We start from the raw sequence: 25,698 nt of genomic DNA on the forward strand, positions 1-25,698 counted from the left end.
TTCTCATGTAAATCATGCAACAATTTGAAATGACTGACGAAATTTCTTCAAGTTCCAGTGAATTCTCAGCTGCCGACGTGCAGTACATGCGGCGAGCACTGCAGCTGGCAGCGCACGCCCGCGATGCCGAGAATGAAGTGCCCGTGGGGGCCGTACTGGTGCAGGGAGGCGAGATCGCCGGCCTGGGCTGGAATCGCAACATCACCCTGCACGACCCGACCGCCCATGCCGAAATCATGGCCATGCGGGCGGCGGGCGAGAAGCTGGCCAACCACCGGCTGTCCGGCGCCACCCTCTACGTCACGCTGGAGCCATGTTCGATGTGCGCCATGGCCATGATCCACGCGCGACTGGGCAGGGTGGTCTACGCGGCCGCTGATCCCAAGACCGGCGCGGCGGGCAGCGTATTCGACACCCTGGTCGACGCGCGCCACAACCATCGGATCGAGGTGGCCGGTGGCCTGCTGGGTGAGGAGTCGGCCGGGATGCTGCGGGAGTTCTTCCGCGCCCGCCGCTGAGCTCAGCCGCCGTCGTACTGGATATCGGCCGTGGCCAGGCCCGTGTTGCCGGGATCGGGCACGTTCCTGCCCACCAATTGCAGGCGCAACCCCCATGGTGCCGCGAAATCCAGCACCATGTGCCCGGCCAGGGGACCCGAGACCACGCGATGCGGCGCGCTGCGGACGGCCACGCCCTGGTTTCGCAACCATTCGTTGGCGTGCGCCACATCGTCCGTAGCCAATTGCAGGGTCGCCGACGGCGTGTCCGATGCGGGAGAAGGGGAGTTGCCCCGGTCGACGAAGAGCTCGACCACCGAGCCTTCGTCACAGGAAAGCAGGAGGGACTCCGTTGCGGGTTCACTGGCCGTGGCTTCGCCCCCGATCAGCTGGCAATCGAGCACGTCGCGGAAGAATGTCGCCGCCTGCGTCATGTCAGGCACGCCGACCCTGACATAGCCGCCGTCATACGACGTGGCTGCGCGAGCTCCCGACGGCGCGATCGCGCCAAGCATCAGGACGACGTACAACAATGCAAATATTTTCTTGCCCATGATCCGACGGCCGAAGATCTGTTCGGCCAGCTACATGGGTTCGCGTGACGGCAGGCGAAACCCCGGTTTGACGACCGCTGTGTTTCCGGGCGCGAACACCACCGCAACTTCGGCGTCGTTTCCAGACAGGAACGGAATGATCGCCCGAACCGGCTTGATACATGGCGCGGCAAGACCAATCCTGCGTCTGGACTACCAGGCCGGCACGAATCGGCCCGGCCACCGCCATTTCCAGGAGCCACTCGAATGAAGCGCTACATCAATCATCTGCTGCAGGGCCCGCGCAGCCGGTTTGGAAATCTCCAGCCCGCCCGCCAAGACGCGGGGCTGCGAACGATCGCTACCAAAGCCAGCCTGCGGGCCGAAGATGGCTATGACTGGCTGCGGCAAATCAAGTCAACACAGAAGGGCTGTCCGAACCTGCTTTAGGAAGAGGCGGTTCCGAGGCACGGTTGCCGGGTCGTCACGGTCGCGCCACCTATTTGTAATTTCGCATAATGTATATTATGTCAAATTATGAATGAGGCAAACCATGACTCCCAAGCGATCCGGCAAGCGCTGCTGGTACATCTCCCCCGAGGGTTTTCGCGAACTGCGCCGCAGCTGTCCGTTGAGCCGTCAGGCCTGCGCAGCCTATCTTGGCGTGTCACCGAATACGGTGAGGTGCTGGGAAATCGGTCGAAGCCGCATGCCCTGGTCGGCCGTGCGTCTGTTGAGGCTATTGCGTTGCGGGGATCTCGGCGCGTTGTCCGATGAGTGGGCCGGCTGGACGATCAACCGGCTTGGCCTGCACGCTCCGGCGGGCAAGACCTATCGGGAACGCGACATGCGCCAATGGTGGCTGACCTGCGAACAGGCACGACTGTTCCGCGAAGCGTACGAGCGCAGGGAAATCTGAAGCCCCCTCTTCCCGGATATTTTTGCCGCCGGTCCTTGATATGCGTGCCGGGACTGCCATTTCTATCTGCATCGCGACCACGACAGGAGGCGCCGCATGTCCCGTTACACCAGAAGTCCCGAGGCGTTGTCGCAACTGAGTCCCGAGCAGTATCGGGTCACCCAGGAAAGTGGCACCGAACGCCCCGGTACGGGCGAATACCTGCACAACAAGGAGCCCGGCATCTACGTGGATGTCGTTTCGGGCGAACCGCTGTTTGCTTCGTCGGACAAGTTCGAGTCGGGTTGCGGCTGGCCGAGCTTCACCAAGCCGATCGAGGCGGCCCACGTGAACGAGTTGCGTGACAGCAGCCACGGCATGATCCGCACCGAGGTGCGCTCGACCCATGGCGACAGCCATCTCGGCCACGTCTTTCCGGACGGCCCGAAGGATCGTGGCGGCCTGCGCTATTGCATCAACTCGGCCTCGCTGCGTTTCGTCCCTCGTGGCGAGATGGAGGCGCAGGGTTACGGCGCGTACCTGGATCAGGTGGAGGATGTGCGATGACGACCGAGCGTGCGGTGCTTGCCGGAGGCTGCTTCTGGGGCATGCAGGACCTGATTCGCCAGCAGGATGGCGTGCTCTCCACCCGGGTCGGCTACAGCGGCGGCGACGTGCCGAACGCGACTTACCGCAATCACGGCAGCCATGCCGAGGCCATCGAGATCGTGTTTGATCCATCGCGGATCAGCTATCGCAGGCTGCTGGAATTCTTCTTCCAGATCCACGACCCGTCCACGGCCAACCGCCAGGGCAATGACCGTGGCACGTCCTATCGTTCGGCGATCTTCTACACCTCCGATGCGCAGAAGGAGGTCGCCGAAGACACCATTGCGGACGTCGACGCCTCCGGCCTGTGGCCGGGCAAGGTGGTGACCGAAGTGGCGCCGGCGGGTGATTTCTGGGAGGCCGAACCGGAGCACCAGGATTATCTGGAACGTTACCCGCAGGGTTATACCTGTCACTTCATCCGCCCCGACTGGAAACTGCCGAGGCGTGACGCGCAAGCCTGAAACGCCTCAGCGGCCGAAGATGATTTCCTTGCCTTCGTGGTCGCGATCCCAGCCGCGCAGCTGGTCGCGGATGTGCGCGATGCCCTGACGTCCGAGCGCGTTGCGCTCCTCGTCGAGCACATGGCCGTCCAGCAACTCGGCCAGCCGCTGCGCGGTGGGCAGCATGGCGTCCCATGCGTCCAGCGCCGGCAGCGGCGCCGGCAGGGTCATGAAGAAGCTGACGCCCGGTGTGCGCAGGTCTTCCAGCCGGGCGAGGTCGAAGTTGCCGGGCTTGAGCATGTTGGCGACGCTGAAGATCGGTCCCAACTCGCGTTTGCCGTCGACCAGGCGGTGATAGATGCCCATGTCGCCGAATTCCAAGCCGGCTTTTTCGGCCGCCACCACGAGGTCCGGGCCGTGGAAACGTTCGCCTTCGCGGGCCACCACGAATAGCGTGATGATGCGTTCCACCGGCAGCTGCGGCGGCCGCCGCCCCAGATCGGAACGCTGGGGAGCCGCCGCGGCCGGTGCGGGTGTCGATGGAGTTTCCACCACCGGTGCTTCCGCCGGCAGGTCGGTGTTCTGCGCCACCGGATCGCTGGAGCTGGGCGCGCGCAAGGCATCGATGATCGAGGCCACGTGATCCGCCAGCTTCGGTGGCTGCCTGGTCCTGGGGGTTTTCGACGCAGCTGCGCCAGGTTCCCTGCCCCGGTCGCCCGACAGCGTGGCGCCGAGGCGCTCCAGCTCCTCGCGCAAGCCCACCTCCAGCTCGCCTTGCTGCGGCCTGGCATCGCCGCGGAAGACATCGTCAGCGACCGGCTCGATATCCGATTCGCCGAAGGTCGGTTCGCGTCGCTCGCCAGCATGCGGGCCGGGCACGACGCGGCGTTTGCCCTGCTCCTTCCTGGGCTGGCCGAACAGCCACAGCAGCGCCAGCACGATGAGGCCGACGATCAGCATCGGAATGCCGACGGCGGGATTCCAGGCAAGGGCAAGCACGGGTTGCAACGTCATCATGGGTTCCTCAGGCAGCGCCTGCCAGTTTAGCCGCTTCGGCCAGATCCACCTGCACCAGTCGCGAAACGCCCGGCTCGCGCATGGTCACGCCGCACAGCTGGGTAGCCGCTTCCATGGTCGCCTTGTTGTGGCTGATGAAGATGAACTGCACCTGCTCGCTCATCTCGCGCACCAGGCTGGAGAAGCGGCCCACGTTGGCCTCGTCCAGCGGTGCGTCGACCTCGTCGAGCAGGCAGAACGGCGCCGGGTTGAGACCGAAGATCGCGAACACCAGCGACACCGCGGTCAGCGCCTTTTCGCCGCCGGACAGCAGCGAGATGTTGGATGGACGCTTGCCCGGCGGGCGCGCCATGATCGTCACGCCGGTGTTGAGCAGGTCGTCGCCGGTGAGTTCCAGGTAGGCATGGCCGCCGCCGAACAGGCGCGGGAACAGTTCCTGCACGCCGGCGTTGACCTTGTCGAAGGTTTCCTTGAAACGCTGGCGCGTTTCGCGGTCGATCTTCTTGATCGCGCCTTCCAGCGTCTCCATCGCATCGACCAGGTCGGTGAGCTGGTTGTCCAGGTAGGTCTTGCGCTCGCTCTGTTCGGCGTGTTCCTGGATGGCGGCGAGGTTCACCGGTTCAAGCCGGGCGATCTTCTGGCCGAGATCACTCAGCTGCGAACGCCACTGATCCGCATCGATGTCGGGCGCGAGTTCGGCCAGCAGCGTTTCCAGTTCCAGACCTGACCCGGCGATCGCTTCGGCCAGCTGATCGGCGCGCAGTTGCAAGGCCTGCGCCGCAAGCCGCTTCTGCGACAGCCCTTCGCGCAGCGTGGCCAGGCCCTGCTCCGCCAGGTGACGCTGCTGCTCCAGCTTGCGGAACTCGATGTCGCAGTCCTCCAGCGCGCGACGCGCCTCGACCAGCTGCTTGTCGACCAGCAGGCGCTGGTCCAGGTACGCCTGTCGCTCCGACTCGAGTTCGGCGATCGGATCGGAACCTGCGGCGAGCTGCTCGGTGATTTCGTTGCGGCGCATCTCGATCTGGCGCAGTTGGGTGTCCATGCGGGCCAGCGTCTGTTCCAGCGAGCTCAGCGAGGAACGCTTCGACTCCAGCGCGAGCGCCAGCGAATGCGACTGCTCGGCGGCTTCGCGTGCATTCATGCGCGCTTCCTCGCGCGCCTCGAGCAGGCCGCGGCGCTCGTTCTCCAGCTCGCGGCGCTGATCTTCGAGGTCGCCCATCAGGCCGACCGATTCATCCAGTCGGGCGCGTGCCTCGCGGGTCTGGCCCTGCAATTCATCGATCTGCCGATTCAGGTCTGCCAGTTCGCCCTTGACCTTCTCGGCGCGGGCGCGGGCGGTTTCCAGCTTGCCGCGGTGGCTCTGCAACTGGCCGGCCAGTTCGGACTGCCGGCGATGCGCGTTGTACAGCTCGCGCTGGGCGTCGTCGCGCGCGCGTTCGGTCTCGAATTTGCTGGTGCGCAGCGTATCGAGCCGCTCGCTGGCTTCTTCCAGCTGCGCTTCCAGCGCGGCGATCTGCTCGGCCAGCGTGCGCAGCTCGCGCTCGCGCGCCAGCACGCCGACCTGGCTGCCCTGCGCCCGGCGCACGCGCGCCCAGCCCGGACCCAGCCACTCGCCCGCCGGCGTGATCACCGACTGGTACGGCGCCAGCGAGGACAGCGAGACGACCCGTTGATGCGCTTCGTCCAGCGATGCCGCGGTGAGCACGTGACCAAGGATCGCCATCGCCGCCGCCGGTCCGCGCACGTGCGCCGCGAGGGTGCCGGCGGTGTTGACGCCACCTTCGCTGGCGTCGAGCAAGGCCATGTCGGCGTTCTCGATCGAGGAAAATTCGCTGGCCAGCGTGTGCGCCTGGTCAACCAGCACGCTGTCCAGAAAGCCGCTCAACGCCGTTTCCACCGCGGTTTCCCAACCGGCTTCCACCTGCAGCGATTCGCCCAGGCGACGCGAGTGATCCAGGCCCAGCTTCGCCAGCCATCCACTGGCCGCGCCTTCGTCCTGTCCCAGCGCGGCGTGCTGCAAGGCCTCCAGCGACGCGTGCCGGCCGCGGGCGGCCTGCAACTGCTGGCGCGCCTCGTTGAGGGTCGACTGCACCTGGCGTTCGTCCTCCAGCACCTTTTCGTGGCCGGATTTGTGCTGGTCGAGCAGGCTGCCGAGCGTCTCCACGCGTTCGCGCTGGGTCTCGTGCTCATGGGTCAACTGCTCGCCGGCGGCGTCCAGCGCCGCCACGTCGGTGGCCTTCTGCTCGGTTTCCAGCACTTCGCGACGGCGCGCCAGGTCGACCGCCTGGCGATCCAGGTAGCTGAGCCTGGTTCGTTCCACTTCCGCAGCGCGGTTCGATTCCCCTGCGTTGCGCGTGTGGCTGTCCCAGCGTTGTTGCCAGTCGGCCAGCCTGGTTTCGGTATTGCGCTGGGCCTCGCCGGTGTCGTCCTGCAACTGCTGCAGCGCTTCGAGTTTCGGCTCGCCTTCGGCCAGGGCCAGGCGCAGCGCCTCGACCTGTTCGCGATCGGTGGCGATGTGCGCGGCCAGTTCGGCATGTTCGCGCTCGGCGTCGCCGTGGGCGCGCTGCAGGCGTTCGGCGGTTTCCTTGTTGTAACGCACCTGCTGTTCGACCCGGGCAATCTCGGCGCCGACCTTGTAGACGTCAGCCTGCACCGCATTCAGGTGCTCGCTGGCGTCGGTGTGGCGTTCGCGCACGCTTTCCAGCTGGGCCTCGATCTGGCGCTGGCCGGCGAGCTGCTTTTCGATCTCGATCTCGGCGGCGGACAGCCCCGCGCCCTCGCCTTCGTGCTGGGACTTCAGGCCTCGATATTCCAGCGCACGCAGTTCGGCGTCCTTGCGCGTCTGTTCTTCCTTCAGCGCCTTCCAGCGCTCGGCGGCGCGGGCCTGGCGGTTGAGGTGTTCGAGCTGCTTGTCCACTTCGTCGCGCACGTCGCGCACGCGGTCGAGGTTCTCGCGGGTGGCCTTGATCCGGCTTTCGGTTTCCTTGCGGCGCTCCTTGTACTTGGAGATGCCGGCGGCCTCTTCCAGATGCGTGCGCAGTTCTTCCGGATGCGCCTCGATGATCTGGCTGATCATGCCCTGCTCGATGATCGAGTAGCTGCGCGGGCCGAGGCCGGTGCCGAGGAACAGGTCGGTGATGTCGCGGCGGCGGCAGCGCGCGCCGTTGAGATAGTACGAGGACTGGCCGTCGCGGGTGACCTGGCGCTTCACCGAGATCTCGGCGTACTGGCCGTACTCGCCCTGCACCGAACCGTCGGCGTTGTCGAAGATCAGCTCGACCGTGGCCTGCCCCACCGGCTTGCGCGTGTTGGAGCCGGAGAAGATCACGTCAGTCAGCGAGTCGCCGCGCAGGCGGCTGGCCGCGCTCTCGCCCATCACCCAGCGAATCGCGTCGATGATGTTGGATTTGCCGCAACCGTTGGGGCCGACCACGCCGATCATGTTGCTGGGCAGGTGCAGGGTGGTCGGGTCCACGAAGGACTTGAAACCGGCGAGTTTGATGGTGCTCAGGCGCATGCGGTCTTCAACGGGTCAGCGGTAAGGCCCGTGCAGCCGGGCGACAGGGCACTGTGCCAAACGCAGGGCAACGCTGCAATGCGTTTCTGCATGAAGCATCAGTTGAACAATTCACTGTAACTTACTGTTCCTGAATTATTTGTTCTTTGCATCAATCGACAAGGCATGGATGCCGTTGTCCATCAGGCCGTCCAGCGCCGCATAAACCATGCGATGCCGCCGAATCGGCAGCAGTCCGGCGAATGCGGGACTGACGATGCGCACATGGAAGTGACCCTTGCCCTCCCCCGCGTGGCCGGCATGCAGGTGGCCTTCGTCGACGACTTCCAGCTCGGTCGGTGCCAGCGCCGCACTCAGGCGCTGGCGGATCTGCTCGAGCATCGCTTCGCTCACGCCGGCAACGCCTTGCGGAACGGCTTGATCTGCACGTCGGCGTAGACGCCGGCCGCCACATACGGATCGGCATCGGCCCAGGCGCGGGCCTCGGCCATCGACGGGAACTGGGCCAGGATCATGCTGCCGGTGAAACCGGCCGGGCCCGGGTCCTCGGACTCGATCGCCGGGAACGCGCCCGCGACGAACAGCCGACCGGCATCCTGCAGTTCGAGCAAGCGCGCCATGTGTGCGGGTCGCGCACCCTGACGCCTGGACAGGGTATCGGGATGGTCTTTGGCGATGATGGCATACCACATGGTAGGGCTCGTGGAATAAGAAGAATTGCCCTATTTTAATCGAAACTAGTGCCTGCACCGAACCGATATCTGCAGCGTCCGTGCGATGGCCATCAGGGGAGAATCGAACGATGAGACAAACAGCGGCAATCCCTGCATCGAATCATCCGTATCGCCGATGCGGTAATCGGAATTCGGGGGCGTTCGCAGGTTCGACGGCATTTCCCGGGGAATCGGCTTGAACGCAATCGGCAATCCTCGCGAGCGCCTGGACGAATGCGAGTCGTTGCGTGGCATCGCCATTGTCCTGGTCTTTTTCTATCACTTTCTCGGCTCCTTGCGCGGCTACATGCCGAACCCCCAGGCCAGCTACGCCACGGCACTGTTTTTCGGGGGCAGTATCGGGGTGGACCTGTTTTTTGTATTGAGCGGCTTCCTGCTTTCGCTGCCCTACATCCGCGGCAGTCCGATGGTGCTCAGGCAGTTCTTCGGCAATCGTGCGTTGCGCATTCTCCCCATGTACTACCTCATGGTGCTGGCAGGCGCTGCCTGGAAGGGAGATTGGCGCGCCGCGACGCACGCAGCCCTGTTCCAGAACATCAGCCTGGACACCCTGCTTCCGTTCGGCCTGGTCTGGTGGAGTCTTGCGATCGAAGTCCAGTTCTATCTCGTGCTGCCGCTCGCGGTCTGGCTGGCTCGCCTGAAACAGGGAAGGTACCTGCTTGCAGCCGTGTTGCTCGGCTTGTGCTTCTGCTATTGGAAACTCGCAACGCCGGCGGCGTCCGAGTTCTGGGCTGCCCAGCGCAGCACCCTGTTGGGCCGCTGGCCACAATTTGCCATCGGCATTGCGGCCGCCTGGGCACACCATTGCTACGGTCCCATGCTGCGAAGCTTGAGCGTGCGGAAGCGTCGATGGCTCGGCACGTGTGTCGCGCTTGCCGCCCTCGCCATGATCGATGTCCTGGCAGCCCATGGCCTGCGCCAGTTTGGCATGCTGCAGTTCGGGTATTGGTACGCGAATTACCTGTATGTGTCGACTCTGTGGGCCGTGTTCCTGGTGGCCCTGATCGATCTACTTCCCGCATTCCGCAAAGTCGTGGTCAACCCCGTGCTGCACCGTATCGGCTTGTGGTCGTATTCGATCTATCTCGTGCACGCCGTATTCATCGTCTTCGCCGTCGTAAAGCTGGACATCCAGCCGTCCGACGAGCTGCTGAGCCATCACTTGTCCAATCTGATGCTGTTCATCTACATGGCCGGCGCCACTTTGCTTGTCTCCGCAGCAACCTATCAACTGATTGAAAGGCCATTTCTGAGGCTGAAGCACAGCAGGTTCCTGTTGATCGGCAAGGTTCGCGAAGACGTCATGTAATCCGGTGCACCCGTGGCCACGAAAGCGCTCGGTGCCATCGCGCCGGTGCGCCCATTGCGCCTCAGCCCGCTTGAACCTCGGGCCGCATGTACGGGAACAGCAGCACGTCGCGGATCGAGGCCGAGCCGGTCAGCAGCATCACCAGCCGGTCGATGCCGATGCCGAGGCCGCCGGTGGGCGGCAGGCCCACTTCGAGCGCGCGGATGTAGTCGGCGTCGAAGTGCATCGCCTCGTCGTCGCCGGCGTCCTTGGCGTCGACCTGGGCCTGGAAGCGCGCGGCCTGGTCTTCCGGGTCGTTCAACTCGGAAAAGCCATTCGCGATCTCCTTGCCGTTGATGAACAGCTCGAAGCGATCGGTGATGCCCTTATCGGTATCGCTTTCGCGCGCCAGCGGCGACACCTCGACCGGATGGTCGGTGATGAAAGTGGGCTGGATCAGGGTGTGTTCGACGGTGTGCTCGAAGATTTCCAGCAGCAGCTTGCCCCAGCCATAACCGGCCTTGACCTGTGCGCCGAGACGCTTCGCGTGCGCCGCCATCGCCTCGCGATCGCGCAGTTCTTCGCGCCTGATCTCCGGGTTGTGTTCCAGCACCGCGTCTTCCATGCGCCAGCGGCGGAATGCCGGGCCCACGTTGATCGCCGCCCCGTCCCATTCCAGCTGCGTGGTGCCTAGCACGGCCTGGGCGGTATCGCGGATCACGCTCTCGGTGAGGTCCATGATCTCATGGTAGGTGGCGTAGGCCTGGTACAACTCCAGCATGGTGAACTCGGGGTTGTGCCGGGTCGACACGCCCTCGTTGCGGAAGTTGCGGTTGATCTCGTAGACGCGGTCGAAGCCGCCGACCACGAGGCGCTTCAGGTACAGTTCGGGCGCCACGCGCAGGTACAGCTCCAGATCCAGCGCGTTGTGGTGGGTGGTGAACGGCTTGGCCGTGGCGCCACCGGGGATCATGTGCATCATCGGCGTCTCCACTTCCATGAAGCGGCGCGTGGGCGCCTCCAGCCACTGGCGCATGTGGCCGATGATCCGCGAGCGCAGCATGAAGGTGCGCCGCGCCTCCTCGGTGACGATCAGGTCGACGTAACGCTGGCGGTAGCGCTGCTCCACGTCGGCCATGCCGTGGTGCTTGTCCGGCAGCGGGCGCAGGCTCTTGGTCAGCAGGCGCAGCTGGTCCACGCGCACCGAAAGCTCGCCGGTCCTGGTGCGCATCAGCACGCCTTCGGCGCCCACGATGTCGCCCATGTCCCAGCTCTTGAACGCCTCGTAGGTGTCGCCCAGAGTGCCCTGGTGGATGAACAGCTGGATGCGCCCGCTGAAATCCTGCAGCTGCACGAAACTGACCTTGCCCTGCACGCGCTTGAGCACGATGCGCCCGGCCATCTTCACCCGGCGTGCGGCTGCCTCGACGGCTTCGGCCGTGTGCACGTCCCTGTCGGCGAACTCGGCCTGCAGGTCGCCGGCGAAGCTGTCGATCTTGAAGTCGTTCGGAAACGCGATGCCCTGCTCGCGCAAGGCATGCAACTTCTCGCGGCGCTCGGCAATCAGCCGGTTCTCGTCGATGATCGGGGTGTCGGTCGTTTCGCTCATGGGAACTCTGTTGCTCCGGGTGTCCGCAACGCGGGGCGCACACCAGATGGTCTGGGGGTTGGGTCGCAAGATGACGCGTCGAGGTTTCCCTCGGGAACCTGGCTCGTCAATCGTCCTTGCCGAATACTTTCTTGGCCGCGTGTCTGGTTGCATCCCAGCCTTCGCGCGCGCCGTGGCCGATGGCGATTCCCGCCTTCTTCGCACCATGGCCGATGCCGACACCGGCGTCCTTCGCACCATGCCCGATCTTCTTGGCGACGTGTTTGGTCGCATGACCCACATCGCGGGCGCCATCGGCGACGCCGTGGCCGACAGCTTTGGCATCCTGCTTGATGCCCTGGCCGGCGCCGCCCTGCTGTGATTGCGCGGCTGCGCCGAACGCAGCCAGTGCGGCACAGGCGATCGCGATGCTGCAGATCTTCTTGCTGTTCATGCGGCTACCTCGTCAGTAAGCGGAAGGCGTCAGGTCTCACGCATCGATACGCTTGGAGCCGGCTTCGAGACCGGACTTCAGGCTGGCCTCGATGAATTCGTCAAGGTCGCCATCCAGCACCTTCTGCGTGTCGGTGCGCTCGATGCCGGTGCGCAGGTCCTTGATCCGGCTCTGGTCCAGCACGTAGTTGCGGATCTGGCTGCCCCAGCCGATGTCGGACTTGGTCGCTTCCAGTGCGTCCTTCTCGGCATTGCGCTTCTGGATCTCCAGCTCGTAGAGCTTTGCAGCCAGCATCTTCATCGCGGTGTCGCGGTTCTGGTGCTGGCTGCGGCCGGTCTGGCAGGCCACCACGGTATTGGTCGGAATGTGGGTGATGCGCACCGCCGACTCGGTCTTGTTGACGTGCTGGCCACCGGCGCCCGATGAACGGTACACGTCGGTCTTGAGGTCGGCCGGGTTGATGTCGATCTCGATGTCGTCGTCCACTTCCGGCGAGACGAACACCGAGGTGAAACTGGTGTGCCGGCGATTGTCCGAGTCGAACGGGCTCTTGCGCACCAGCCGGTGCACGCCGATCTCGGTCTTCAGCCAGCCGTAGGCGTAGTCGCCTTCCACCCGGAACGTGGCGGACTTGATCCCGGCCACGTCGCCGCCGCTGACTTCCATCAGCTCGGTCTTCCAGCCGCGGTTCTCGCACCAGCGCAGGTACATGCGCAGCAGCATCTCGGCCCAGTCCTGCGCCTCGGTGCCGCCGGCGCCGGCCTGGATGTCGACGAAGGCGTTGGTCGAGTCCATCTTGCCGGAGAACATGCGCTGGAATTCCAGCTTGTTGACCTCGGCGTCGACCTTGGCCAGGTCGTCGATCACCGACTGCGCGGTGTCGTCGTCGCTGTCGGCGATGGCCATCTCCAGCAGCTCACCGGCATCGGTGAGGCTGGCCGTCATGCGGTCGATGCCGTTGACGATGGTATCCAGTCGGGCGCGCTCGCGGCCCAGTTCCTGCGCACGCGCCGGGTCGTCCCAGACGGTGGGACTTTCCAGTTCGCGGGTTACTTCTTCCAGGCGTTCGCTCTTGGTGGCGTAGTCAAAGATACCCCCGAAGCGACTCGACACGGTCGCGAAGGTCGGCAATCTGGGCCTGGATGGGATTGGTCTCGATCATGGTCGGAAATCGCAGGAAAACAGCCCCCGATATTAGCAGAGCGTGCGCCGTTGCACGCGGTTGCTGGCTACACTTGAGAGCTCCCGGACATGAAGGAAGATGGGCAATGAAGAAATGGACGTTTCTACCCGCATTCGTCTGCAGCCTGGCCGGCCTCGGCTGCCCGCTGGCCACGCAGGCATCGGGCCCGGGAACGCCCTCTTCCCCATCGGGTTCGGATGCTGCCACGCTGGCCATCGTGGAAAAGGCACTGAACCAGGCCGACGTGCCGGCCCTGGCCCGCATGTACCAGGCCTCGAACGATCCCGTCAGTCGCGTCCTTGCCGCCATGGCGCTGGAACGCATCCACTTCAACCTGGAGAAGTCCAGCGAGGATGCACGTGTCTGCGAACGCAGCCTGATCGACAGCAAGCCTGAGGTCGCCTTCTTCTGCGCGAAATTTGCCAACGGCAACCTGCGGCTGTCCCAGGGCTCGGCCAAGGCCGATGCGGCCGAGCTGGAGATCATCCGCCGGTTCCAGGACAAGGTGGCTCCGGCCAGACTCGAGCAGATGCGGAGCTACCTGGCCAGCCAGGCCGGCACGCCACAACTTGAGCTGGTCATGCCGTCGCACAGCTTCAGCATTCCGGTTCATCGCAGCCTGGCGCAAGGCAACCTGCCAGCCGTGGAAGTTGAAAGCGAAGGCCAGAAGACATGGCTGCTGGTCGATACGGGCAGTTCGGCGCTGACCCTGGACGAAGACAGCGCACGCAAGCTCGGCGTCGCCATGCTTGATCGAAACGGCAAGGTGGGCGGGTTTCTGTCGCACGACATCCCCGTCCGCTACGGCACCCTGGCCAGGCTCGGCATCGGCGAGCTCACCCTGCTGAACGTTCCGGTGACCGTAGTGCCGGGGAATCACCGGCTGCTCGGCATGGACATCCTGCGGCGACTGGGCGCGTTTCGCCTCACCGAGAGCTCGCTGGTGGTTGGCGACAGCACCGATGGCGACGGCGCCTGCAGGGAACCGATGCTGGTATCCAGCGACCTCTGGGGCAACCAGCTGCGCGTGGTCACCGCCCTGTCGATCGATGGGCAACTGCGCACGGCCCTGATCGACAGCGGCACCAGCCATTACCTCGCCGCCGACCAGCATGCCCTCGACGAGCTGCACAGCAGCCCGGGGCGGCGGCTCAGGGTCCGCGACATGGGCGCGCACCAACACGCCGCGCGCATCAGCCGGGCCACCGCCGATGTCGACATCTCCGGGCAGCCATTCACCGTCACCTTCGATGTATTCAAGCAGGCCAGCCTGCCCTGGCATTACCTCCTCGGCGGCGGCGCCCTGCGCTACATGGACTTCCGTTTCGACTTCAATACCCGGCATACCTGCCTGCTGATCCATCCCGACCGGCATTGACCGTTCAGCTCGCCAGCGCCTGCTGATGCACTCCCCTGACCGCCCGCCCCGACGGATCGGCTGCGCTGGCGAAGGCCGGGTCCCAGGCCAGCGCCGCGGGTGACGAGCAGGCGATCGACTTGCCGCCGGGCACGGTCGCCGCGCAGGCCTCGCCGGGGAAATGCTGTTCGAAGATGCGGCGGTAAAAATAGGCTTCCTTGGTCGCCGGCGTGTTGAACGGGTAGCGCGCCGCCGCCGCGGCAAACTCGCGATCGGTCACCGCCTGCTCCGCGTGCGCCTTCAGCCCGTCGATCCAGCCGTAACCCACGCCGTCGCTGAACTGTTCCTTCTGCCGCCACAGGATCGAATCCGGCAGCGCGCCGTCGAACGCTTCACGCAGTACCGCTTTCTCGATGCGCCCCTGCCCGGCCATCTTGTGCTTCGCGTCCAGGCCCATCGCCACGTCGATGAATTCCAGGTCGAGGAACGGTACGCGCGCCTCCACGCCCCAGGCCATCATCGCCTTGTTCGCGCGCAGGCAGTCGTAGCTGTGTAGCGCGTCGAGCTTGCGCACGGTTTCCTCGTGGAAGGCCTCGGCCGACGGCGCCTTGTGGAAGTACAGGTAGCCGCCGAAAATCTCGTCCGAGCCCTCGCCCGAGAGCACCATCTTCACGCCCATCGCCTTGATCCGCCGCGCCAGCAAGTACATCGGCGTGGCGGCGCGGATGGTGGTGACGTCGTAGGTTTCGATGTGGCGGATCACCTCGGGCAAGGCGTCAAGCCCTTCCCAGAACGTGTAGACGAAGCCGTGGTGCACAGTGCCCAGCGCATCGGCGGCGACCTGCGCCGCGGCCAGGTCGGGCGAGCCGTCCAGCCCGATCGCGAACGAATGCAGGCGCGGCCACCATGCCTCGCTGCGATCGTCGTCCTCGACCCGTTCGCGGGCGAACCGGGCGGCACAGGCGGCGACCAGCGAGGAATCCAGTCCGCCCGACAGCAGCACGCCATACGGCACGTCGGTCATCAGCTGGCGATGCACGGCCTGCTCGAACGCCTTGCGCAAGGCCGGTGCCGCCACGTCATGGCCGCGCGTGGCGGCGTAGTCGCGCCATGGCCTGGCGTAGTAGCTGCGCAATTCGCCGCTGGCGCTGTCGTAGACATGACCCGGCGGGAACGGCGCCACATCGGCGCACACGCCGACCAGCGCCTTCATCTCCGAGGCCACGCACAGGCGGCCTTGCGCATCGTGGCCCCAGTACAACGGGCAGACGCCGATCGGGTCGCGGGCGATCAGGTAGCGCTGCGCCTCGCCGTCCCACAGGGCGAACGCGAAGATGCCGTTGAGCCTGCCCACGAAGTCGCCGCCCTGCTCGCGGTACAGCGCGTTGATCACCTCGCAATCCGAGCCGGTGGTGAAGTCGTAGCTGCTGGCAGCACGCAGCTCGCGGTGGTTGTAGATCTCGCCATTCACCGCCAGCGCCAGCGCGCCGTCGCGCGATCGCAGCGGCTGCGCGCCGCTGGCCGGGTCCACGATGGCCAGCCGCTCGTGTACCAGGATCACCCCGGCATCGACGAACACCCCACTCCAGTCCGGCCCGCGATGGCGCTGGCGCTGCGACAGTTCCAGCGCCTGCCGGCGCAACGCAGCGAGGTCATCGCCCGGCTGCAGGTCGAACATTCCGAAGATCGAACACATGATTGCGGCCTCTCGGTTGGTAAACAAACCAAAACAAAAAGGCCCGCACTGGGCGGGCCTTTTGCGTACTTTCATGGAGACTTGCAGCTACGCGCGGGCCCGCCAACGGTTGGCGTTATTGTTCGCGCGATTATTGGTGTTGCCGGCCAGCACGAAGCCGCGCGCGGAAGCCGCGGTGGGGTTCAAGCTGCTGGTGGCGAAGGAATGCATGGCTCAACTTGAACAGATCATCCGACGCTTGGCAAGTGCTGGCACAGCAGTGACGCCAGCGGCCGCTTGCCGCTACATTGCCGCCAATGAGCCCTGACGCAACACGGATGTCTGCCCGCTCCCGCACCGACCCGGCACCGATGCCCGCGGGAGGGCGGCCACTGCGCTGGTGGATTCCGCTGCTGGCCTGGTTGCTGCGCGGTTTCTATTTCGGCCGCATCCGCATCGTCGGTGCCCATCGGCAACCCGTGCCGCGACGCGGCGGTCGACTGATCGTCAGCAGCCATCGCAACGGGGCGATCGACGGCTACACCGTGCTGCGGGCGTTTCCCGGGGTGCAGGGGCTGGTCTCGATCCAGTTGCTGCGGCATCCGCTGCTGCGCTGGATGTTCGATGGCATCGCGGTGGTGCGCGACAAGGACCGCGAGCGCTACGGCATACATCGCGCCGCGTTCGCCCATCCCGTCGACGCCGGCTGCGCCCAATTGCGTGCGGGTGGCGATCTGGCGATCTTTCCCGAAGGCAGCAGCGAATGGGGCTGGCGACCGCTGCCTTACCAGCGCGGCGCGGCGCGCATCGCGCGCACCTTGCTGGATGAGGGTGTGGCACTGGAGGTGGTGCCGCTGGGCCTGCACTACCAGGCGCCGGACCGCTTCCGTTCGCGCGTCGAGGCGCTGGTCGGCGTACCGGTGACCTTGCCTGCACGCGACGCCGATGAATCCGATCGCGACTGGGAACGGCGCATTCATCAAGCGATCGCGACCGCACTCGACGCGGTCTCGGTGAATTGTCCGAACCCGGAGGTGTTTGCGGCGACGGAAGCCTGGGCGACGGTGCGGGCCGCAGCGGGCGAATCCTATGCGCTGGCGTTCATCGATGCCCAGCAGCACCCGCAGACACAGCCGCCACGACCACGCACCCGTTCATGGCCATGGGACTGGCTGGTGGTGGCGGCCTTCATGCTGTTGGCGGCGCCGGTGCTGCTGGCCGGCCGGTTCGCGGGTAGCAAGGCGGATGCGCGCAATACGGTGAGTTTTTTCCGCATCGTGGGCGGGCTGCTGGTGGCGATGGTCTGGCTGCCCTGTCTGCTGTTGATGACCGGGTTCTGGCCATGGCCGCTGCTGGCGCTGTGGTCGCTGGCCGCGCTCGGCTGGTGGCGCTGGCCACATGTGATGCATCGGGGGAATCCATGAACATGCCACGCAGCGCGCGCTGGATCGGCCATGCCTTCGCCGCCGAGCTGTTGCTGATCCTGGTGCTCGGCAGCGTCGGTGCCTGGCGGCTGGACGACGGCGACCTGCACGCCGCCAGCGTGCTTGGCGGCATCGCCTGGCTGCTGTTGCTGGCCGCCAGCCTGGCCGCGCCCGGCGGTGGCTGGGCGAACTGGAAAGGCACGCTGCAGTTCGTCGCCTGCTGGCTGATCTTTCCGCTGTTCAAGGCGATCCGCGAGGTGTTCATCCGGCACACCGCCGACGCGACGCTGCTCGCGCTGGATCGTGATCTGTGGGGTGGCCGCAGCCTGCCGGAACACCTGCTGGGCTGGGAACGGCCGTGGTTGTCGGAGCTGCTCAGCAGCGGCTACTTCCTGTTCTATTTCGTGGTGCTGCTGCCCGCGATGGTGTTCAGCGTGCGGCGCAACAGCCCCGAGGCGAAAGCGTTCTTCCTCGGCCTGACCCTGATGTATCTGGTCGGCTTTGCCGGCTACCTGCTGGTGCCGGCCGGCGGGCCGTACATGGCGTTTCCCGAAGTGTTCCCCTATCCCGTGCACGGCGGCGCGATGACGGCCCTGCTGGCCGGCGTGGTCAAGGCCGGCATCACCGGCATGGACGTGTTCCCCAGCCTGCACAGCGGCATCGGCGTGTACGTGCTGGGCTTCTTCGCGCTGGGTGGCTATCGGCGCATCGCGCTGCTGCTGGCGCCGATCATCCTGGCGCTGGTGGTGGCCACGTTGTACCTGCGCTATCACTACGGCATCGACGTGCTGTGCGGGATCGCCCTCGCCGCCGCGGTGCTCGCCTTCATCCAGCGTTACCGCAAGGAAACCCTCGCATGACCCAGCTCTTCGCGTTCACCGATCCGCAGGCCGCCGAGCATGCCGTCAGCGGCGGCAAGGGCGCCAACCTGGCCCGCGCCGCGCAGCACCTGCCGGTGCCGCCCGGCATCGTGGTCGGCAGCGAGGTCTATCGCGAGTTCGTGGCGCCGTTGCACGAGGCGATCCGTCACGTGCTGGACGACGCCGCGCTCGACCACGCCGCGCGCAGCGAGCGCATCCAGGCCCTGCTGCTGGCGCAGCCGTTGCCGTCGTCACTGCGCGGCGAGCTGGCCGCCAAGCTGGAAGCACTCGATCTGGCCGATGCGCCGGTGGCGGTGCGTTCCTCCGGCACGCTGGAAGACCTGCCCGGCGCTGCGTTCGCCGGCCAGCACGACACCTTGCTCGGCATTCGCGGCGTCGATGCCGTGCTCGACGCGATCCGCCGCTGCTACGCCTCGCTGTGGAATGCCCATGTGCTGCCGTATCGCGAACGGATGGGGCTGAACCACCTGGATGCGGCGATGGCCGTGGTGGTGCAGAAGATGGTGCTGGTGGACGAGCGCGAAGCCGCCGGCGTGGCGTTCTCGATCGACCCGGTGCGCGGGGCGCTGGACCAGGTGCTGATCAACGCCGCGTTCGGCCTCGGCGAAACCGTGGTCGGCGGCGAGGAACCGGTCGACGAATACCGCCTCAAGCGCAGCGACATGAGCGAGGTCGAGGTGGTGATCGCCGAGAAGCCGCGGGCGCTGGTCACCGATGCCGCGGGCGGTACCCGCCACACGATGTTGTCGGCCGAACAGGCGCACGCCCCTGCCCTCGCCGAGGCACAACGCCGCGCCGTGGCGCAGCTGGCGCTGGCCGCCGAGCAGCACTTCGGCTTCCCGCAGGACATCGAATGGGCGTGGCAGGACGGCACGCTGTACCTGCTGCAGTCGCGCGCGGTGACGCGCATCCCGGCGCGCTGGACCCGCGACGAATCGGCCGAGCGCTTTCCCAACCCGGTCACCCCGCTGACCTGGGACCTGTGCGAAGCCGGCTTCCATGCCTCGCTCAACCACAGTTTCAAGCTGATGGGCCTGCCGCCGTTCGGCGACAAGTGGTTCGCGATGCGCGACTACTACATCTACGGCAACCAGAACGCGGTCGAACTCTACAGCGGCCGCACGCCGGCGAAGATGCTCAAGGACGTGGAAAGCATCCGCGCCGCGCTGCCGCAGATCGCGGCGCAGTTCGCCTGGGTGCAGGAGCTGCCGGTGCGCTGGATGCGCGACCTGGACACTTACCTGCTCGGCATCGGCGCCCTGATGCGCGAGTCGCTGGACGGTCGTCCGCTGAACGAGCTGTGGGACTACGTGCTGCGCATCAATGCGCTGGGCGCCAGCTACTTCCTGCCCAACATCGCGATCTCGCTGACCCAGCGCACGCTGTACGTGGCCCTGCAGCAGATGCTGCGACTGACGTTGCCGGCCGACCAGGCGCAGCGGGTGTTCGACCAGTTGCTGGCGGTCACCGACACCAAGACCGGCCAGGTCAACGCCGAACTGTGGTCGCTGTCGCGACTGCTTCGCATGGATGCCGCCCTGCATGCGCGACTGCGCAGCGGCCCCAGCGTCGAACTGCTGGAAGAACTGCCGCAGCACCCTGCCTTCCACGCCGAGTTCCAGCGCTTTCTGGCCCGTCACGGCCATCGCGAGCTGGATTTCGACGCCTACCACCCGACCTGGGTCGAGGCGCCGCAGATCGTGCTGGACCAGCTGAAGATGCTGGTCGACCGGCCTGACGAGGACCGCGCCGCCGCCGAGCTGGCACAGAAAGCCGCCCAGGCGGCCATGGAGCACAGCGTGCTCAGCCACGCGCCGGAGGAACTGCGCTACCTGGTGCACGAGGTGATCCGGCTGGCCCGCACGTATACCGCACTGGACGACCTGGAGCATTACCAGACCACCCGCCTGCACCTGCCGTTCCGCCGCGGCCTGAAGGCGATCGGCGCACAGCTGGTCGAACGCGGCGTGCTGGCCGATCCGATGGACGTCTATTTCGTGCCGCTGGCCGTGCTCGACGGCGCGCTGCACAGCGGCGAGCTGGTCCCGATCACGGAAGCCGCCGCCCGCCACAAGACCGGTTACCTGGCGGCTTGCGCACGCACGCCGGACTGGATTTTCGGCGAGGCGGAACCGGTCGAGGTCGACGGCAGCCACGTGCTCAAGGGCCTGGGCGGCAGCCCCGGCATCGTCGAGGGCGAGGTATTCGTGGTGCGCAGCCCGGAGGACTTCCCGCACTTCCCCAAGGACGCGATCCTGGTGGCCCGCACTACCAACCCGGCGTGGACGCCACTGTTCTACCAGGCGCGCGGAGTGATCACCGAAAGCGGCGGCCCGCTGTCGCACGGCGCGGTGACCGCGCGCGAACTGGGCCTGCCGGCGGTGATGAGCGTGCGCCACGTGATGCGTCTGCTGGTCAATGGCCAGCGCGTGCGCATCGACGGCCGCCACGGCACCGTCGAGGTTCTCAGTCCGCCGTAATCCAGCGCGTGGCTTCCTCGACCTCGGCACCGTGGAACAGGCGGAACTGGGCCGGGATCGCGAAGCTGAAAGCCGTGGCGGTACCGCGCAGCCACGGCACATCGGTGACCAGCGCCACGCGATCCCAGCCGCTGAAATGGCGCATGCCGAGCTTGGCATCGTCCCACATCGCGCCGGCGTCGAAGCCGGTGAAATCGTCGGCGGTGACGTACAGCAGGCGCAGCTTGCGGTTCAGCGCAAACGCCGCCTCCACATCCGGCACGATGATGCTTTCGTAATCCGCCGACGTAACCTGTCCATGGACGCGGAAGCCCAGCGTGCCGGGCGGCAGTCCTTCGATCTGTGCGATCACGGGCGTTCTCCCTCGATGACGTCGGGAACAGTCTGATCCGCGCCACGTGAAAACCGCGCAAGAGACGCCCGCTCATGGGCGCAGGAACTTCAGGCCGGCTCGATATGCCGCAGCAGCAGGCGCGGGCTTTCGCGACCCTGCCAGTCGTTGATGACCAGCTCGTAGGCCGCGCGCAGCCGCGGCGGCGGTGGCTGGCCGTGGTAAGCGTTGAACATCACTGCGTCGTGCACGGCACCATCGCGCGGGTCTCGCAACTGCAGGCGCAGATGGCATTCACCCATCACCTTCCAGCTGGCGCAATCGAACAGGTTGTCGAACAGCGGTTCGGGGAACGCCTGGCCCCACGGGCCGGCAGCGCGCAACTGCCGGGCCAATGCCAGCGTGGCGGCACCGGGCGGCAGCTCGCCGTCGGTGTGCAGCACCGCCTGCAGGCGTTCGGGTTCGATCAGTTCGCGTGCGACAGCATCGAAGGCAGCGGCGAAGCGCGGATAGTCCGCCGCTTTCAGGCTGAGCCCGGCGGCCATCGCGTGGCCACCGAAGCGCTCGATCAGGCCAGGCTGGCGCGCATCGATGACGGCCAGCGCATCGCGGACATGGAAGCCGGGGATCGAGCGTGCCGAACCCCGCAAGTGCTCGACGTCGTCCTCGCTGGCCGGGGCGAAGGCGATCACCGGGCGGTGCAGCCGTTCCTTCAGCTTCGAGGCCACCAGGCCCACCACGCCCGCGTGCCAGGACGGCTCGAACAGGGCCACTCCGATGGCGTCGATGTCGGAAAGACCCGCCACCATCTGTTCCGCCTCGGCCACCATCGACGCCTGCAGGTCGCGGCGTTCGCGATTGATCGCATCGAGTTGCGCGGCGCAGTGACGCGCGCGCGCCAGGTCATCGGTGAGCAGGCATTCCACGCCCAGCCGCATGTCTTCCAGCCGCCCCGCGGCGTTCAGGCGCGGCCCCACGGCGAAGCCCAGATCGCTGGCGCACAGCGTCGCCAGGCTGCGCTTGCCGACCTCGACCAGGGCGCCGATGCCGGCGCAGGCGCGACCGCTGCGCATGCGCTGCAGTCCGGCTTCGACCAGCACGCGATTGTTGAAATCCAGCGGCACCAGGTCGGCCACCGTGCCCAGCGCGACCAGGTCGAGCAGGCTGGACAGGTCCGGCTCGGCACTCGTGAAGGCGCCCTGCTCCCGCAACACGGCGCGCAGGCTCAGCAGCAGGTAGAACATCACGCCGACGCCGGCCAGCATCTTGCTGGGGAACGGGTCGCCGGCCAGATTCGGATTGACCATCGCGTCGCAGTCCGGCAACTGCTCGCCGGGCAGGTGGTGGTCGGTGACGATGACGCGGATGCCGCGCGCCTTCGCCGCGGCCACGCCGGCCACGCTGGCGACTCCGTTGTCGACGGTGACGATCAACCGGGGCGTCGGCTGCAGCGAGGCCACGAAGGCGGCGCTCAAGCCGTAGCCGTGGGTGAAGCGATTCGGAATCGCGTAGTCGACCCGCTGCGCGCCGAGCAGGCGCAAACCGCGCACGGCCACGGCGGTGCCGGTGGCGCCGTCGCAGTCGTAGTCGCCGGCGACCAGGATCGACCAGTCGTCGCGGATCGCCTCGGCCAGCAAGGCCACCGCCTGATCCATCCCGCCCAGCAACTGCGGCGCCAGCATGCGCGCCAGCCGGTGCTCGACCTGGGCCGGTTGCAGCACGCCGCGCGCGGCGTAGACCTGCTGCAACACCGGATGCACCGACTCCGGCCAGCCGGCGGGGACGCCGCGACTTTCGCGGCGACGCAGCTTCAGGACGCTCAACGCCCGCCCCGGCGCCACACGCGCAGGCGATGCCATGGCTTGCGCTGCCAGCGTTCGCCGCTGGCGAAATGCAGCAGCACTGGTTGCCGCGCCAGCAAGGGCTGCACCGCCGGCCACCAGCGTGCGGCGATCTCGTGGGCCGGCAGGTCCTGCAGGTCGACCAGCCAGCCCTCGCGGGCGCTGGCGATAACGTCGACGCTGCGTGCCTGCTGCGCGATGCCGGCGTGCGCGGCCAGCGCGCGCAGCAACACGTCGTCGCTGATCACGCCGACGAGCTCACTGCCGATCCTGGTCGGCAGGCGACCGCCGCCCCACAGCCACAGGCTGTTCACCGGCGACAGCCCGCGCGCCTGCCGTTGCGCATTCAGCGGATGCTGGTGCAGCAGCACCTGGATGTCGTTGAGCAGGACGCGCCAGCGACGCCCTTCCGGTCCTTGCGGCAGATGCTGGGCGAGGTCTTCGCCCAGCGCCTGGGCGGGCGCGGCGAACTCGGGCAGCGCCATGTCCGCGGGCAGCCGCAGATGCCAGTGGTCCGGCGAGGAAACCTCCAACTGCATGCCGGCCTCGTCGAATACCGGCCGCAGGCTTTCGGCCAGCGTCCGGGCTGCGTCGATATCCAGTTGCAGGCGACCGCAGGCCAGCAGGCGCACGCCGTTCATGTCCGGCTGCACCCAGGCCGGATCGGCCGAAAGCCACAGGCCGTCGCCCGCATCGCCGGCCAGGAACTGGCGGGTGATCGCCGCGGCGGGAAGATTCGCGCCGATGTTCGTGAAGTGGTCGGCCAAGCCGCCAAGATAACCATCGCCGCCGCCGGCAAGACGGTCGGCCCGGGCCAGCCATTCGCGCAGCGGGTGGCCTGGGCCGAAGTGCGCCAGCGCGGGCAGCCACAATTGCAGCGAAGGGATGGCGGTCGACATCGGCTACGCCTCCAGTTGTTCCATCAGCGTCAGCCATTCGCCTTCCAGTGCTTCCTTCTCGCCGCGCAACTCGGCCTGGCGCTGGCCCAGTCGCATCATCTCCTGGGTCGGGCCGTTGTAGGTGGCCGGATCGGCGAGCTGCGCCTCCAGCGCGGCCAGCTCGCCATCGATGGCGGCGGTGCGCGTCTCGATCTTCTTCACCCGCTGGCGCGCGGCCTTTTCGTCGTCGCGCTGGGCGGCGGCCTGGCGACGGCGTTCCTCCGGCGAAACCTCGACCACCTTGACCACCACGGGCTTGGCCGCGCCGGCCTTCGCCGCTTTCTTGCTGGCCGAACCGCGATTTTTCAGCCAGCGGGCGTAGTCGTCGAGGTCGCCGTCGAACGGTTCCACCACGCTGTCGGCCACGCGCCAGAAACTGTCGCAGACCAGGCCCAGCAGGTGGCGGTCGTGCGATACCAGCACCAGGGCGCCGTCGAAATCGGCCAGCGCGTCGGCCAGCGCCTCGCGCATGTCCAGGTCGAGATGGTTGGTCGGCTCGTCCAGCAGCAGCAGGTTCGGCTTGTCCCAGGCGATCAGCGCCAGTGCCAGGCGCGCCCGTTCGCCGCCGGAGAAACCGTCGACGGATTCGAAGGCGCGATCGCCGGCAAAATTCCAGTTGCCGAGGAAGTCGCGCATCACCTGCGTCGCCACCCCCGGCGCCTTGTCCATCAGGTGATCGAGCGCGCTGGCGCCTTCGCGCAGGCTTTCCACCGTGTGCTGGGCGAAGTAGCCGATGTTCAGGTCCTTGTGCACCTTGCGCTCGCCGCCGAACGGTTCCAGTTCGCCCACCAGGGTTTTCACCAGGGTGGATTTGCCGGCGCCGTTGGGGCCAAGCAGGCCGATCCGCTCACCGGCCTCGATGGAGAAACGCACGTCGGCCAGCACGATGTTGGCGACTTCGTCGTTGCCCTCGCGGCTGGACGGATCGGCTGCGTAGCCCGCGGTGATGTCTTCCAGTTGCAGCATCGAATCCGGCAGGCGGCCAGGCACCGGGAAGCTGAAGCTGAAGGGTCGCTCGGCGCGCACCGCCTCGGTGCCGGCCAGCTTCTCCAGCCGCTTCATCCGCGACTGCGCCTGCTTGGCCTTGCTGGCCTTGGCCTTGAAGCGGTCGACGAAGGACTGCAGGTGCGCCCGCTCGGCCTGCTCGCGTTCGTGCGAGATCTGCTGCTGGCGCAACTGCTCGGCGCGCAGGCGCTCGAACGCGCTGTAGTTGCCGGTGTACAGCTTGGCCTTGCCGTCGTTGAGGTGCAGCGTGTGGGTGATCACGCCGTCGAGGAACTCGCGGTCATGCGAGATGATCAGCAAGGTGCCCTGGTAGCGGCGCAGCCATTCCTCCAGCCAGAGCACGGCGTCGAGGTCGAGATGGTTGGTCGGCTCGTCCAGCAGCAGCAGGTCGGACGGGCACATCAGCGCCCGCGCCAGGTTCAAACGCCCACGCCAGCCACCGGAGAATTCCTGCACCGCGCGCTCGTGGGTTTCCGGGGGAAAGCCCAGCCCGTGCAACAGCCGTCCGGCGCGGGCGCGGCCGTCGTAGCCGTTCAGTTCCTCGATGCGGTGGTGCGCCTTGGCCATCGCGTCCATGTCGCCGCGTTCGCCGGCCTCCGCCTCGGCGTTGATCGCCGCGGCCAGTTCCTCGTCGCCGCCCAGCACGTAATCGATCGCCGCATCCGGCAGCGCCGGGGTTTCCTGCGCCACCGAGGCCAGCCGCAGCTTGCCCGACATCTCCAGCTCGCCGGCGTCGCCTTCCAGCTTGCCCTGCAGCGCGGCGAACAGGCTGGACTTGCCGCAGCCGTTGCGGCCGATCACGCCCAGGCGCCAGCCACTCTGGATCACCAGGTCGATGTCGGAAAGCAGCAGACGGCTGCCACGGCGCAAGGCGAAATGTCGGAAGGAAATCATGAAAAACCCGGGCTGAAACGGACGGGTCGTCGCCCGCAGCCGCCCATGATAGCGGCGATCAGGCTATTCTCGACCAGTCGCCGGGCCTGGCCGAATGCCGAACCCATCGCA

The 25,698-nt window shown here is 66.7% G+C and carries 24 protein-coding genes; 11 read left to right on the top strand and 13 right to left on the bottom strand.

What is annotated here, in order from left to right:
- Positions 1 to 29 precede the first annotated feature (29 nt).
- Positions 30 to 518 (top strand): tRNA adenosine(34) deaminase TadA, encoded by a 489-nt coding sequence (gene tadA / locus I6J77_RS08830; RefSeq protein WP_056764918.1) that lies wholly within the window; start codon positions 30 to 32, stop codon positions 516 to 518.
- 2 nt (positions 519 to 520) lie between these two features.
- Here tadA and I6J77_RS08835 read toward each other — a convergent pair whose 3' ends face one another.
- Positions 521 to 1,051 (bottom strand): VOC family protein, encoded by a 531-nt coding sequence (locus I6J77_RS08835; RefSeq protein WP_239309243.1) that lies wholly within the window; start codon positions 1,049 to 1,051, stop codon positions 521 to 523.
- A gap of 246 nt (positions 1,052 to 1,297) precedes the next feature.
- Between I6J77_RS08835 and I6J77_RS08840 the strand changes: the two genes are divergently transcribed.
- The 4 genes from I6J77_RS08840 (at position 1,298) to msrA (ending at position 3,001) form a co-directional block, all read left to right on the top strand.
- Complete coding sequence (locus I6J77_RS08840) at positions 1,298 to 1,480, top strand: hypothetical protein (RefSeq protein ID WP_204111333.1); 183 nt, start codon at positions 1,298 to 1,300, stop codon at positions 1,478 to 1,480.
- A 103-nt stretch (positions 1,481 to 1,583) separates the two neighbouring features.
- Positions 1,584 to 1,949 (top strand): VC1465 family Xer recombination activation factor, encoded by a 366-nt coding sequence (locus I6J77_RS08845; RefSeq protein WP_204111334.1) that lies wholly within the window; start codon positions 1,584 to 1,586, stop codon positions 1,947 to 1,949.
- A 96-nt stretch (positions 1,950 to 2,045) separates the two neighbouring features.
- Positions 2,046 to 2,495, top strand: a complete 450-nt coding sequence (msrB, locus tag I6J77_RS08850; protein ID WP_204111335.1) for a peptide-methionine (R)-S-oxide reductase MsrB — start codon at positions 2,046 to 2,048, stop codon at positions 2,493 to 2,495.
- Positions 2,492 to 3,001: a peptide-methionine (S)-S-oxide reductase MsrA gene (gene msrA, locus I6J77_RS08855; protein ID WP_204111336.1), complete on the top strand. Its 510-nt coding sequence runs from the start codon at positions 2,492 to 2,494 to the stop codon at positions 2,999 to 3,001. Before msrB ends, msrA begins: the two co-directional genes overlap by 4 nt.
- 6 nt (positions 3,002 to 3,007) lie before the next feature.
- Here msrA and zipA read toward each other — a convergent pair whose 3' ends face one another.
- The 4 genes from zipA to I6J77_RS08875 all read right to left on the bottom strand — a co-directional run bounded on the left by zipA (position 3,008) and on the right by I6J77_RS08875 (position 8,206).
- Entirely contained in the window at positions 3,008 to 3,994 is a 987-nt protein-coding gene (zipA, locus tag I6J77_RS08860; RefSeq protein ID WP_204111337.1) for a cell division protein ZipA, read from the bottom strand.
- Positions 3,995 to 4,004: 10 nt separating this feature from the next.
- Positions 4,005 to 7,514, bottom strand: coding sequence for a chromosome segregation protein SMC (gene smc / locus I6J77_RS08865; RefSeq protein WP_204111338.1), 3,510 nt, complete (start codon positions 7,512 to 7,514; stop codon positions 4,005 to 4,007).
- A gap of 135 nt (positions 7,515 to 7,649) precedes the next feature.
- Positions 7,650 to 7,895, bottom strand: a complete 246-nt coding sequence (locus I6J77_RS08870; RefSeq protein WP_204111441.1) for a BolA family transcriptional regulator — start codon at positions 7,893 to 7,895, stop codon at positions 7,650 to 7,652.
- Between the two features lie 8 nt (positions 7,896 to 7,903).
- Positions 7,904 to 8,206 (bottom strand): YciI family protein, encoded by a 303-nt coding sequence (locus I6J77_RS08875; RefSeq protein WP_204111339.1) that lies wholly within the window; start codon positions 8,204 to 8,206, stop codon positions 7,904 to 7,906.
- A gap of 217 nt (positions 8,207 to 8,423) precedes the next feature.
- Between I6J77_RS08875 and I6J77_RS08880 the strand changes: the two genes are divergently transcribed.
- The gene (locus I6J77_RS08880) at positions 8,424 to 9,557 is read left to right on the top strand and encodes an acyltransferase (protein ID WP_204108718.1); all 1,134 of its coding nucleotides are present in this window, start codon (positions 8,424 to 8,426) and stop codon (positions 9,555 to 9,557) included.
- Between the two features lie 61 nt (positions 9,558 to 9,618).
- On the opposite strand, the gene lysS is transcribed toward I6J77_RS08880, so the two are convergent.
- The 3 genes from lysS to prfB form a co-directional block, all read right to left on the bottom strand.
- Positions 9,619 to 11,145 (bottom strand): lysine--tRNA ligase, encoded by a 1,527-nt coding sequence (gene lysS, locus I6J77_RS08885; RefSeq protein WP_204108719.1) that lies wholly within the window; start codon positions 11,143 to 11,145, stop codon positions 9,619 to 9,621.
- 106 nt (positions 11,146 to 11,251) lie between these two features.
- Entirely contained in the window at positions 11,252 to 11,578 is a 327-nt protein-coding gene (locus tag I6J77_RS08890) for a hypothetical protein (RefSeq protein WP_204108720.1), read from the bottom strand.
- 36 nt (positions 11,579 to 11,614) lie between these two features.
- A protein-coding gene (gene prfB / locus I6J77_RS08895) for a peptide chain release factor 2 (protein ID WP_157582245.1) occupies positions 11,615 to 12,740 on the bottom strand; the annotation gives its coding sequence in 2 pieces (ribosomal slippage) (positions 11,615 to 12,664 and positions 12,666 to 12,740; 1,125 coding nt in all).
- A 106-nt stretch (positions 12,741 to 12,846) separates the two neighbouring features.
- On the opposite strand from prfB, the gene I6J77_RS08900 reads away from it, so the two are divergent.
- The gene (locus tag I6J77_RS08900; protein WP_204108721.1) at positions 12,847 to 14,139 is read left to right on the top strand and encodes an aspartyl protease family protein; all 1,293 of its coding nucleotides are present in this window, start codon (positions 12,847 to 12,849) and stop codon (positions 14,137 to 14,139) included.
- A gap of 4 nt (positions 14,140 to 14,143) precedes the next feature.
- On the opposite strand, the gene asnB is transcribed toward I6J77_RS08900, so the two are convergent.
- Complete coding sequence (gene asnB / locus I6J77_RS08905) at positions 14,144 to 15,814, bottom strand: asparagine synthase B (RefSeq protein WP_204108722.1); 1,671 nt, start codon at positions 15,812 to 15,814, stop codon at positions 14,144 to 14,146.
- Between asnB and I6J77_RS08910 the strand changes: the two genes are divergently transcribed.
- Genes I6J77_RS08910 through I6J77_RS08925 form a run of 4 tightly spaced genes read left to right on the top strand, consistent with a single transcriptional unit; the run spans position 15,813 to position 20,578 of the window.
- The gene (locus tag I6J77_RS08910) at positions 15,813 to 16,121 is read left to right on the top strand and encodes a hypothetical protein (RefSeq protein WP_204108723.1); all 309 of its coding nucleotides are present in this window, start codon (positions 15,813 to 15,815) and stop codon (positions 16,119 to 16,121) included. The genes asnB and I6J77_RS08910 overlap by 2 nt on opposite strands.
- A gap of 10 nt (positions 16,122 to 16,131) precedes the next feature.
- Entirely contained in the window at positions 16,132 to 17,217 is a 1,086-nt protein-coding gene (locus I6J77_RS08915; RefSeq protein WP_204108724.1) for a hypothetical protein, read from the top strand.
- Positions 17,214 to 18,077 (top strand): phosphatase PAP2 family protein, encoded by an 864-nt coding sequence (locus I6J77_RS08920; protein WP_204108725.1) that lies wholly within the window; start codon positions 17,214 to 17,216, stop codon positions 18,075 to 18,077. Before I6J77_RS08915 ends, I6J77_RS08920 begins: the two co-directional genes overlap by 4 nt.
- Complete coding sequence (locus I6J77_RS08925) at positions 18,074 to 20,578, top strand: PEP/pyruvate-binding domain-containing protein (RefSeq protein WP_204108726.1); 2,505 nt, start codon at positions 18,074 to 18,076, stop codon at positions 20,576 to 20,578. The genes I6J77_RS08920 and I6J77_RS08925 overlap by 4 nt, the downstream gene beginning before the upstream one ends.
- Here the strand turns inward: I6J77_RS08925 and I6J77_RS08930 are convergent.
- The 4 genes from I6J77_RS08930 to I6J77_RS08945 form a co-directional block, all read right to left on the bottom strand.
- Positions 20,565 to 20,930: an STAS/SEC14 domain-containing protein gene (locus I6J77_RS08930; RefSeq protein ID WP_204108727.1), complete on the bottom strand. Its 366-nt coding sequence runs from the start codon at positions 20,928 to 20,930 to the stop codon at positions 20,565 to 20,567. The two genes, I6J77_RS08925 and I6J77_RS08930, sit on opposite strands and share 14 nt — an antisense overlap.
- 89 nt (positions 20,931 to 21,019) lie before the next feature.
- Positions 21,020 to 22,768: a single-stranded-DNA-specific exonuclease RecJ gene (recJ, locus tag I6J77_RS08935; protein ID WP_204108728.1), complete on the bottom strand. Its 1,749-nt coding sequence runs from the start codon at positions 22,766 to 22,768 to the stop codon at positions 21,020 to 21,022.
- Positions 22,729 to 23,649 (bottom strand): phosphoglycerate mutase, encoded by a 921-nt coding sequence (locus tag I6J77_RS08940; RefSeq protein ID WP_204108729.1) that lies wholly within the window; start codon positions 23,647 to 23,649, stop codon positions 22,729 to 22,731. Before I6J77_RS08940 ends, recJ begins: the two co-directional genes overlap by 40 nt.
- 3 nt (positions 23,650 to 23,652) lie before the next feature.
- Positions 23,653 to 25,587 (bottom strand): ABC-F family ATP-binding cassette domain-containing protein, encoded by a 1,935-nt coding sequence (locus I6J77_RS08945; RefSeq protein ID WP_204108730.1) that lies wholly within the window; start codon positions 25,585 to 25,587, stop codon positions 23,653 to 23,655.
- Positions 25,588 to 25,698: the final 111 nt, after the last annotated feature.

The sequence above is a fragment of the Rhodanobacter sp. FDAARGOS 1247 genome, from assembly GCF_016889805.1.
GTDB lineage: Bacteria > Pseudomonadota > Gammaproteobacteria > Xanthomonadales > Rhodanobacteraceae > Rhodanobacter.

Coding starts and splice junctions, on each gene's coding strand:
- tadA (WP_056764918.1), top strand. CDS start 30: ATGACTGACGAAATTTCTTCAAGTTCCAGTGAATTCTCAGCTGCCGAC.
- I6J77_RS08835 (WP_239309243.1), bottom strand. CDS start 1,051: ATGGGCAAGAAAATATTTGCATTGTTGTACGTCGTCCTGATGCTTGGC.
- I6J77_RS08840 (WP_204111333.1), top strand. CDS start 1,298: ATGAAGCGCTACATCAATCATCTGCTGCAGGGCCCGCGCAGCCGGTTT.
- I6J77_RS08845 (WP_204111334.1), top strand. CDS start 1,584: ATGACTCCCAAGCGATCCGGCAAGCGCTGCTGGTACATCTCCCCCGAG.
- msrB (WP_204111335.1), top strand. CDS start 2,046: ATGTCCCGTTACACCAGAAGTCCCGAGGCGTTGTCGCAACTGAGTCCC.
- msrA (WP_204111336.1), top strand. CDS start 2,492: ATGACGACCGAGCGTGCGGTGCTTGCCGGAGGCTGCTTCTGGGGCATG.
- zipA (WP_204111337.1), bottom strand. CDS start 3,994: ATGACGTTGCAACCCGTGCTTGCCCTTGCCTGGAATCCCGCCGTCGGC.
- smc (WP_204111338.1), bottom strand. CDS start 7,514: ATGCGCCTGAGCACCATCAAACTCGCCGGTTTCAAGTCCTTCGTGGAC.
- I6J77_RS08870 (WP_204111441.1), bottom strand. CDS start 7,895: ATGCTCGAGCAGATCCGCCAGCGCCTGAGTGCGGCGCTGGCACCGACC.
- I6J77_RS08875 (WP_204111339.1), bottom strand. CDS start 8,206: ATGTGGTATGCCATCATCGCCAAAGACCATCCCGATACCCTGTCCAGG.
- lysS (WP_204108719.1), bottom strand. CDS start 11,145: ATGAGCGAAACGACCGACACCCCGATCATCGACGAGAACCGGCTGATT.
- I6J77_RS08890 (WP_204108720.1), bottom strand. CDS start 11,578: ATGAACAGCAAGAAGATCTGCAGCATCGCGATCGCCTGTGCCGCACTG.
- I6J77_RS08900 (WP_204108721.1), top strand. CDS start 12,847: ATGAAGAAATGGACGTTTCTACCCGCATTCGTCTGCAGCCTGGCCGGC.
- I6J77_RS08910 (WP_204108723.1), top strand. CDS start 15,813: ATGATTGCGGCCTCTCGGTTGGTAAACAAACCAAAACAAAAAGGCCCG.
- asnB (WP_204108722.1), bottom strand. CDS start 15,814: ATGTGTTCGATCTTCGGAATGTTCGACCTGCAGCCGGGCGATGACCTC.
- I6J77_RS08915 (WP_204108724.1), top strand. CDS start 16,132: ATGTCTGCCCGCTCCCGCACCGACCCGGCACCGATGCCCGCGGGAGGG.
- I6J77_RS08920 (WP_204108725.1), top strand. CDS start 17,214: ATGAACATGCCACGCAGCGCGCGCTGGATCGGCCATGCCTTCGCCGCC.
- I6J77_RS08925 (WP_204108726.1), top strand. CDS start 18,074: ATGACCCAGCTCTTCGCGTTCACCGATCCGCAGGCCGCCGAGCATGCC.
- recJ (WP_204108728.1), bottom strand. CDS start 22,768: ATGGCATCGCCTGCGCGTGTGGCGCCGGGGCGGGCGTTGAGCGTCCTG.
- I6J77_RS08940 (WP_204108729.1), bottom strand. CDS start 23,649: ATGTCGACCGCCATCCCTTCGCTGCAATTGTGGCTGCCCGCGCTGGCG.
- I6J77_RS08945 (WP_204108730.1), bottom strand. CDS start 25,587: ATGATTTCCTTCCGACATTTCGCCTTGCGCCGTGGCAGCCGTCTGCTG.